Genomic DNA, 2,805 nt, shown 5'->3' on the forward strand with positions numbered 1-2,805 from the left:
AGCGCAAACAAAAAACTTTCTCCTTCTACTACTCTTTCTTCTTCTTTCTTTCTTTCCTCCTGACTCCTGACTCCTGACTCCTGACTCCTAAATAATTAAGATTAATATCATACATTAATTCACCAACGCCCAGCACTCAGCTATCAGCGATCAGCTTCTCAAGGTGTATAATGGGAGATTCAAACCCCAGTAAAAGTCCCACCACGCGCTTTTTCAAATATAGAGGGGGCTTTAAACCCTTGAATTTTTGGCGATACAGCTAAATGCTGTTGGCGAAGCATGACCTAAGGAAAAGCTGATAGGTAGTTAAATTCTCATCAAAATTAACAAAACCTAGAAAATTTTTTAGGATAAAAACATTCCAGGGGAATGTCTCTCTAGATTTAGGCATAATATTACAGCACTTTTTAAGATGGTAAGGTACAGCTACTCCCTACTTCTAGTTCCTGTGTTCTCTACTGCCAAGATGTACCTCATCAAATAGAAAATTTCTGCAAGTATAGCGCCCTAACTGCAAAATTTGACTTTTGTACTACCAATCTCGTGAATTTTTAGACTCATCCTGAATTGATAACCAATCTTTTCCTAACTGAATAGTCACATCTGACCTTAAATATCCCGTACTTTCTACAAAAACTTCTCCAAAACCTAGAGACTTTTGAACTTCCTGCGCAGCTTGCATATCTCCTTTCTGAGCAATAATTCGAGTCACTTCCAAAGGTGAATTCCAACGTTTAGCCACTTTGACATTCCAATAACCAGCATCGTTTAAGGAATTTACTAATTCATCAACAGAGTCCCAATCATCTGTACTATCTTGAATTGCTACTCTAACATAAGAAGAATCAGAATTTTCTAATTGTTCGCGATCGTAACCAAAATCAAAGTGTTTAGCAATCATCGTATCTAGAGTTATCAGATCGGGCAACCAGTAACTAGAATTATACTGTCTAGGGTTGCTAAACTCACCAGGTACCATCAACATCTGCACATTAGAGCGCTCAGTTTTAGCAGCAAAATTCATCAAAGCGACTAACTCCTCAACACTCAAATTTGTATCAATATGAGACTGAATTACCGAAAGAATTTTTGGTAGTCGTGATAAAGTTTTCACATTAACCGACTGTTCCATAAATGCTCGCATCAGAAGTTGCTGGCGTTGCACTCGCCCAATGTCCCCTAAATTATCGTAGCGGAATCTCAAAAATTGTAGAACCCGATCGCCATTGAGATGTTGTTCCCCAGCTTTGAGATTAATATACAAATGTTGACTATCATCTTGATATTTCATGTCTTTGGGCACATTAACTTTGACACCCCCAAGAGCATCTATTAATTTTTCTACTCCTTGTACATTGACTCGAATATAACGGTCAATTCCTACTCCACCAAGCAGTTCACTCACAGCTTTGGCACTTTTAGCAGGTCCTCCATAATAGTTCGCAGCATTAATCTTGGTTAAGCCTCGATCTTCTACATAGGTACGAGTATCTCTAGGAATAGAAAGCAAAGTTAACTTCTGATTTTTCGGGTCGAACCTTACTAGAAGCATCGTATCAGATAATCCTTTAAAAGAATTAACCAAAGCGTGATACCCTAAATCATTACTATAATGGGGATATTCTTCTAAATCTGACGTTAATACTTTTATTCCTAATAACAATATATTTACAGGTCGGGTTAACTCTGGCAATCTCATATTACTTTTGGCCAGGTCTTGTTGAGAAAATACTGCTGCTTCTTCTGGAGAGAGCTTTTGTTGCATTAGTGGAGTGCTGGAAAGAGATACGGCTAAGAGAGCGCCTGCTGTTGCAGATATCATTGCCACTCCGGCTAAACCTAGACCTAAACCAAACCAATGTCCTGGACCAAATTGGGTAGGTTGTCTCTGTAGATTTTCTGTTATTGAATATTTTCTAGAGGTTGAATGTAAAAATTTATTAGCGGGCACTGGCTTCCTCACACACTAAATATTAAAATAAGGTTTTATTGTCAGAAAAATTTTACTGAAAATTAGAATTTTCAATAGTTTAATAGAATCTTCGACTATCATAAATGTTTATCTACCACTTTTTCTGCTATCCGGCTAATTCCTGGTAGCCATAATGGTTGTCTTTTCCAAATACGAACCATTAGCCCTAAACTTATTATGAAGTAGCTAGTAGTTAGCAGGCTATTTATTAATAACAGTGTGATAGTCCCAGATTCCCCAACTTCAGTCCCTGGTTGTAATAAAATATTGCCCAAGATCCACATGATGGTTAAAGTAATAACTAATTTGCTGACTGCTCTATGTTGTGGACTACGGTGTTGACGATACAGAATCCACATTGCCATGAAGAAACCTAATACTGGAGTGACTAATAAATATAGTTGTAGGCGGTTAATGTTAGAGTTTTCTAGTTGCTGAGTATTTTTCATTTTGGTTATTAGCAAAAGTTCAGTTTTTGTTGGTATTTATATAACTTAAATCTGTCAGATTCTGGTAATCTCTTTTTTTTGAGGGTACAGAAAATAAAAGTCACTATAATAACAATAAGAATATTTAAATTAGAATAAGTATATCCCATTTTTGTTTCTTCGTTTAATTACCTTAAATTAACAACTGAAAAAATATATAGAGGTGATGATACATTTAATTAAAGCTGAAAATATAAAATATATACCACATTTAATCAATGAAAAACTTGACTTAAACAAGTTGATTTTTTATCTACAAACTTATTCTATAGAAGCATTAGTTTGTAGATAAAAAATCAACTTGTTTAAGTCAAGTTTTTCATTGATTAAATGTGGTATATATTT

2 protein-coding genes are annotated in these 2,805 nt (G+C 35.4%); both read right to left on the reverse strand.

Going from position 1 to position 2,805, the window contains the following annotated elements; genetic code table 11:
• Window positions 1–532: 532 nt before the first annotated feature.
• Window positions 533–1,951, reverse strand: a complete 1,419-nt coding sequence (locus tag F6K13_RS26875; RefSeq protein ID WP_240038878.1) for an LCP family protein — start codon at window positions 1,949–1,951, stop codon at window positions 533–535.
• A gap of 98 nt (window positions 1,952–2,049) precedes the next feature.
• Window positions 2,050–2,436, reverse strand: coding sequence for a hypothetical protein (locus tag F6K13_RS26880; protein ID WP_353734898.1), 387 nt, complete (start codon window positions 2,434–2,436; stop codon window positions 2,050–2,052).
• Window positions 2,437–2,805 lie beyond the last annotated feature (369 nt).

Source organism: Okeania sp. SIO2B9 (assembly GCF_010672505.1).
GTDB lineage: Bacteria > Cyanobacteriota > Cyanobacteriia > Cyanobacteriales > Microcoleaceae > Okeania > Okeania hirsuta.